Here is a 6478-nt window from a genome sequence, read left to right as displayed (position 1 = left end):
CTCCCCCCGGTCACCGGCCAGGACGCGGAACTCGCGGGCGTGCAGCGCATCGTCGCGGGCGAGCAGTTCATGAGCGTCTACAAGCCGTACGTCCAGGAGGGCCCGATCGCGGCCGAGATGGCCGTCGCGCTCGCCAAGGGTGAGAAGCTGGACTCGATCGCGAAGTCCAAGGTCGACAGCCCGACCACGAAGGGCGTCCCGTCGGTCATCCTGCCGGTCGTCTCGCTGACCAAGGACAACATCAAGGACACCGTCATCAAGGACGGCATCTACAAGGTCGACGAGATCTGCACCGCGAACTACAAGGCCGCCTGCGACGCGATCGGTCTGAAGTAGTTCCCCGCCGGGTCCCCCTCGCGTACGCGGCCTCCCGCTCGCGTACGTGACCGGCTCCCGGCCCCCGAAGCCCCTCCGGCGCCCTGCCCTCCTTCTCAGCCCCCGCTATCGGGCGGGGCGCCGGACGGAACGCTTCTCCTCCTCGTTCTCTTCTGCTCAACCTTCGCGCCCCCTCTCCTCGGGGCGCGGCATCCCCGCCGGTCAGGCGGCGAAGGAGATGGTTCACGTGTCCGCTACGCCCGTGCTGGCGTTGCGCGGGGTCTCCAAGCGGTTCGGTGCCGTTCAGGCGCTCACCGACGTAGAGCTTGAGGTCCACGCCGGTGAGGTGGTCGCCCTGGTCGGCGACAACGGCGCCGGAAAGTCCACGCTGGTCAAGACGATCGCCGGGGTCCACCCCATCGATGACGGTGTCATCGAGTGGGAAGGGAAGTCCGTACAGATCAACAAGCCGCACGACGCCCAGAGCCTGGGCATCGCGACCGTCTACCAGGACCTCGCGCTGTGCGACAACATCGACGTCGTCGGCAACCTCTACCTCGGCCGGGAGCTGCGCAAGCGCGGCATCCTCGACGAGGTCGAGATGGAGCGCCGCTCGCGTGAGCTGCTCACGACGCTGTCGATCCGCATCCCGAGCGTGCGCATCCCGATCGCCTCGCTCTCCGGTGGCCAGCGGCAGACCGTCGCCATCGCCCGCTCGATGCTGGGCGAGCCCAAGCTCGTCATCCTCGACGAGCCGACCGCCGCCCTCGGCGTCGAGCAGACCGCGCAGGTCCTCGACCTGGTCGAGCGGCTGCGCGAGCGCGGCCACGCGGTCATCCTCATCAGCCACAACATGGCCGATGTGAAGGCCGTCGCAGACAAGGTCGCGGTGCTGCGCCTCGGCCGCAACAACGGAGTCTTCGAGGTCAAGACCACCTCGCAGGAAGACATCATCTCCGCCATCACCGGCGCCACGGACAACGCCGTGACCCGCCGTGCGGCGCGCAACGCGGAGGTTCAGAAGTGAGCACCGACAAGACCTCCCCCGTGGACAAGACCCCGCCGGCCGACCCGACGGAGCCCATCCACCTCGACAAGCCGCACGAGGCCCCGGTCGACGCGCCGCCCGCCGCCGGCGAGGCGGTCACCGCCGTCGACCCGCGCCTGCTGGTGCGCGAGCAGGGCTTCGCCGGGTACGTGGGCGAGTTCAAGCGGAAGATGAAGGCGGGCGACCTCGGGTCCATCCCGGTCGTCATCGGCCTGATCATCATCATGGCGATCTTCCAGAGCCTGAACTCGAACTTCCTGACCGCCGGCAACCTCTCCGACATCTCCGTGGCCATGGTCGGCACGGGCATGATCGCCACCGGCATCGTCTTCGTGCTGCTGCTCGGCGAGATCGACCTGTCGGTCGGCTCGGTCAGCGGTGTGGCGGGTGCCACCTTCGCGGTGCTCAACGTCACGCACGGGATGACCGAGTGGGTGGCGCTGGTCCTCGCGATCCTCACCGGCACCGTCGCCGGCGCGATCCACGGCTTCGTGTTCGCCAAGATCGGCGTCCCCGCGTTCGCCGTGACCCTGGCCGGTCTGCTGTTCTGGAACGGCTTCATGCTCCAGATCCTCGGCAGCAACGGCACGATCAACCTGGACTCCGAGGGCCTGGTCGCCAAGCTGACCAGCTACTACTTCAGCGATGTGGCGGCCGCCTACGGCCTGGCCGTGGTCGCCGTGGCGCTGTTCTTCCTCACCTCGTTCCTCGACAGCCGCCGCCGCGAGGCGGCCGGTGTGCCGTCGCGGCCGCTGAGCGAGATCGTGCTGCGCACGGTGCTGCTCGCGATCCCCGCGTTCGCCGTGGCCGCCGTGTACAACCAGTACAAGGGCCTGCCGCTCGCGGTGGTGCTCTTCCTGGCGGTCCTGGTGATCACCGACTTCGTGCTGCGGCGCACCGCGTACGGCCGCAAGGTCTTCGCGCTCGGCGGTTCCATCGAGGCCTCCCGTCGCGCCGGCATCAACGTCGTGATGATCCGCACCTCGATCTACGCGATCTCCGGCACCTTCGCCGCCATCGGCGGTCTCTTCCTCGCCTCGAAGATCACCGCGGCCAACCAGGGCGCGGGCAGCGGTGAGCTCCTGATGAACGCCATCGCGGCGGCCGTCATCGGCGGCACCAGCCTCTTCGGCGGCCGCGGCCGCACCTGGAACGCGCTGCTCGGTGTGCTGGTGATCACCTCGATCCAGTACGGCCTGGCCCTGCAGGGCATCGCCTCGCCGATCCAGTACATGATCACGGGTGGCGTACTGCTCGCCACCGTCGTGATCGACGCCGTCACCCGCAAGACCCAGAAGTCCGCGGGCCGCGCCTGACCGCGGTCCCCCAAGGCGTGCCCGGTGCCCTCGCGGCGCCGGGCACGTCTGTGCGTACCCGCCGATGTCGGCCATTCGCGGGACGCGGAACCCACCGCCCGATGAACGCCGTCGCGGGCGGAACATTAGACTCGGCCAATCGGCAATGCTCGACCAGCACGGATGCAAGGAGGCACGGGTGCCGCTGCTTACCCGTATCAGGGGACCGCGCGATCTCGACCGGCTCAGCCCGGAGCAGCTGGACCAGCTGGCCGCGGAGATCCGGACCTTTCTCGTGGACGCGGTCTCCAAGACCGGCGGGCACCTCGGACCCAACCTGGGCGTCGTGGAGCTCACCATCGCGCTGCACCGCGTCTTCGAGTCCCCCAAGGACAAGGTCCTGTGGGACACGGGCCACCAGAGCTATGTGCACAAGCTCCTCACCGGTCGCCAGGACTTCGCCAGGCTGAAGATGAAGGGCGGCCTCTCCGGCTACCCGGCCCGTGCCGAGTCCGAGCACGACTTCATCGAGAACAGCCACGCCTCCACCGTGCTGGGCTGGGCCGACGGGCTCGCCAAGGCCAACGAGGTGCTGAAGCGGGACGACCACGTCGTCGCGGTCATCGGCGACGGCGCCCTGACCGGCGGCATGGCCTGGGAGGCGCTGAACAACATCGCCGCCGCCAAGGACCGCCCGCTGGTCATCGTCGTCAACGACAACGAGCGCTCCTACGCGCCGACCATCGGCGGCCTCGCCAACCATCTGGCGACCCTGCGCACCACCGACGGCTACGAGCGCTTCCTGGCCAAGGGCAAGGACCTCCTGGAGCGCACCCCGGTCGTCGGCAAGCCGCTCTACGAGACGCTGCACGGCGCCAAGAAGGGCCTCAAGGACTTCATCGCCCCGCAGGGCATGTTCGAGGACCTGGGCCTGAAGTACGTCGGCCCGATCGACGGCCATGACATCGAGGCCCTGGAGTCCGCCCTGACGCGCGCCAAGCGCTTCGGCGGCCCGGTCATCGTGCACTGCCTCACCGAGAAGGGCCGCGGCTACCAGCCCGCCCTGGCGGACGAGGCCGACCGCTTCCACGCCGTCGGCAAGATCCACCCGGACACCGGCCTGCCCGTGTCGACCTCGGGCCTGGACTGGACTTCGGTCTTCGGCGAGGAGATGGTCAAGCTCGGCAAGGAGCGCGAGGACATCGTCGCGATCACCGCGGCCATGCTCCAGCCGGTCGGGCTCGACAAGTTCGCCAAGGCCTTCCCGGAGCGGGTCTACGACGTCGGCATCGCCGAGCAGCACGCGGCGGTCTCCGCGGCGGGCCTGGCCACCGGCGGTCTGCACCCCGTCTTCGCCGTCTACGCCACCTTCCTCAACCGCGCCTTCGACCAGGTCCTGATGGATGTCGCGCTGCACAAGTGCGGTGTGACGTTCGTCCTGGACCGGGCCGGTGTCACCGGCACCGACGGTGCCTCGCACAACGGCATGTGGGACATGTCGATCCTCCAGGTCGTCCCCGACCTGCGGATCGCGGCGCCGCGCGACGCCGACCAGGTGCGCGCCCAGCTGCGCGAGGCCGTCGCGGTCGAGGACGCCCCGACCGTCGTGCGGTTCTCCAAGGGCGCGGTCGGCCCGGCGGTCCAGGCCGTCGGCCGGATCGGCGGCATGGACGTGCTGCGCACGGCCGGCGCCGAGCTCCCCCATAGCCTTAAGGGCATGGGAGGTGCCCCCACCGACGTCCTCCTCGTCTCGGTCGGCGCGCTCGCCCCGATGTGCCTGGAGATCGCCGATCTGCTCGACGCGCAGGGCATCTCGACGACCGTGGTCGACCCGCGCTGGGTCAAGCCGGTCGACGAGGCACTGGCGCCGCTCGCCGAGACCCACCGGGTCGTCGTCACGGTCGAGGACAACAGCCGCGTCGGCGGCGTCGGCTCGGCCGTCGCCCAGGCGCTGCGCGACGCGGGCGTCGACGTGCCGCTGCGCGACTTCGGCATCCCGCCGCGCTTCCTCGACCACGCCTCCCGAAGCGAGGTCATGGCCGAGATCGGGCTCACCGCGCCCGACATCGCCCGCCAGGTCACCGGCCTGGTCGCCAAGCTCGACGGCAAGTACGACAGCGAGCCCGCCGTGGAGCCCGTGCGCGACTGACGCGACCGCGCACACCGGTCAACGGGCCGGTCCGATCACCCTGTACGGGTGGTTGGACCGGCCCAATTGCGTGAATTACCGCCGCCGCCCGGTACCCGTACGGCCACTCCTCCCGATCATGGCGAGGACGTTGAGCTAGCGGAGGTGCACAGGTGGTCAGTAACGGTCTCTTTCGGACCAAATCCATTGAGAAGTCCATCAAGGACACAGAGGAGCCCGAACACGCGCTCAAGAAGTCGCTCTCCGCGCTGGATCTGACGGTCTTCGGCGTCGGTGTCATCATCGGCACCGGCATCTTCGTCCTCACCGGCAAGGTCGCCAAGGAGAACGCGGGACCGGCGGTCTCCCTGGCCTTCGTCGCGGCGGGCGTCGTCTGCGCGCTGGCCGCCCTGTGCTACGCGGAGTTCGCCTCCACCGTCCCGGTCGCAGGCTCCGCGTACACCTTCTCCTACGCCTCGCTGGGGGAGCTGCCCGCCTGGACCATCGGCTGGGACCTGGTGCTCGAATTCGCCCTCGGCACCGCCGTGGTGGCCGTCGGCTGGTCGGGGTATGTGCGCTCGCTGCTCGACAACGCGGGCTGGCACATGCCGGAGGGGCTCAGCGGCCGCGACGGCGCGCACGGCTTCGGCTTCGACATCCTGGCCGCCGCCCTGGTCCTGATCCTGACCGCCATCCTCGTCCTCGGGATGAAGCTCTCCGCCCGGGTCACCTCGGTCGTCGTCGCCATCAAGGTGACCGTGGTGCTCATCGTGATCATCGCGGGTGCGTTCTTCATCAAGTCCGAGAACTACACGCCGTTCATCCCCAAGTCCCAGCCGCAGACCGCGGGCGGCAGCCTCAAGGCGCCGCTCGTCGAGCTCATCTTCGGCTACGCCCCGACCAACTTCGGGGTGATGGGCATCTTCACCGCCGCGTCCGTCGTCTTCTTCGCCTTCATCGGCTTCGACATCGTGGCCACCGCCGCCGAGGAGACCAAGAACCCCCAGCGGGACATGCCGCGCGGCATCCTCGGCTCGCTCTTCATCTGCACCGTCCTGTACGTGGCCGTCTCCATCGTGGTCACCGGCATGCAGCACTACTCCAAGCTCTCCATCGACGCCCCGCTCGCCGACGCGTTCAAGAGCACCGGGCACCCCTTCTTCGGGGGCGTCATCAGCTTCGGCGCGGCCGTCGGCCTCACCACCGTCTGCATGATCCTGCTGCTCGGCCAGACGCGCGTGTTCTTCGCGATGAGCCGGGACGGGCTGCTGCCCCGGTTCTTCTCCCGTGTCCACCCGCGCTTTCGCACCCCGCACCGGCCCACGATCCTGCTCGGCTCCCTGATCGCGGTCCTGGCGGGCTTCACCAGCCTCAGCGAACTGGCCGAGCTGGTGAACATCGGCACCCTCTTCGCCTTCGTCGTCGTCGCGATCAGCGTGATCATCCTGCGCCGCACCCGCCCCGATCTGCCGCGCGCGTTCCGCACCCCGCTGGTGCCGCTGGTGCCCATCCTGTCGGTGGCCGCCTCCCTCTGGCTGATGCTCAACCTGCCGGCCGAGACCTGGATCCGGTTCGGGATCTGGATGGCGATCGGTTTCGTCGTCTACTTCCTGTACGGACGGTCCCACAGTCGAGTTAACGTACAGTGATGATATCGAGTTCCCGGAGTTGATCGACCGGCCCCGTATGTCC

At 69.0% G+C, this 6478-nt stretch carries 4 protein-coding genes and 1 pseudogene; all 5 read left to right on the top strand.

The window, feature by feature from the left end; translation table 11 throughout:
• Positions 1–336, top strand: a pseudogene (locus ACGFRG_RS36180) (ABC transporter substrate-binding protein); the annotation flags it as partial.
• Positions 337–553: 217 nt separating this feature from the next.
• On the top strand, positions 554–1342 hold the full coding sequence (locus ACGFRG_RS36175; protein WP_361432732.1) for an ATP-binding cassette domain-containing protein: 789 nt from the start codon (positions 554–556) through the stop codon (positions 1340–1342).
• The gene (locus ACGFRG_RS36170) at positions 1339–2679 is read left to right on the top strand and encodes a sugar ABC transporter permease (protein ID WP_393270974.1); all 1341 of its coding nucleotides are present in this window, start codon (positions 1339–1341) and stop codon (positions 2677–2679) included. Before ACGFRG_RS36175 ends, ACGFRG_RS36170 begins: the two co-directional genes overlap by 4 nt.
• Positions 2680–2857: 178 nt before the next feature.
• Positions 2858–4807, top strand: a complete 1950-nt coding sequence (gene dxs, locus ACGFRG_RS36165) for a 1-deoxy-D-xylulose-5-phosphate synthase (RefSeq protein ID WP_361432730.1) — start codon at positions 2858–2860, stop codon at positions 4805–4807.
• A gap of 152 nt (positions 4808–4959) precedes the next feature.
• Positions 4960–6435, top strand: a complete 1476-nt coding sequence (locus ACGFRG_RS36160; protein ID WP_393270971.1) for an amino acid permease — start codon at positions 4960–4962, stop codon at positions 6433–6435.
• The last annotated feature ends 43 nt before the right edge of the window (positions 6436–6478 follow it).

Origin of the sequence: Streptomyces sp. NPDC048696 (assembly GCF_043198895.1) — a bacterium.
Lineage (GTDB): Bacteria > Actinomycetota > Actinomycetes > Streptomycetales > Streptomycetaceae > Streptomyces.
This window is presented reverse-complemented; position numbering and strand designations above follow the sequence as displayed.

Bases quoted from the DNA above. Each gene is read 5' to 3' on its own strand.
- ACGFRG_RS36175 (WP_361432732.1), top strand. From the start codon at position 554: ATGGTTCACGTGTCCGCTACGCCCGTGCTGGCGTTGCGCGGGGTCTCC.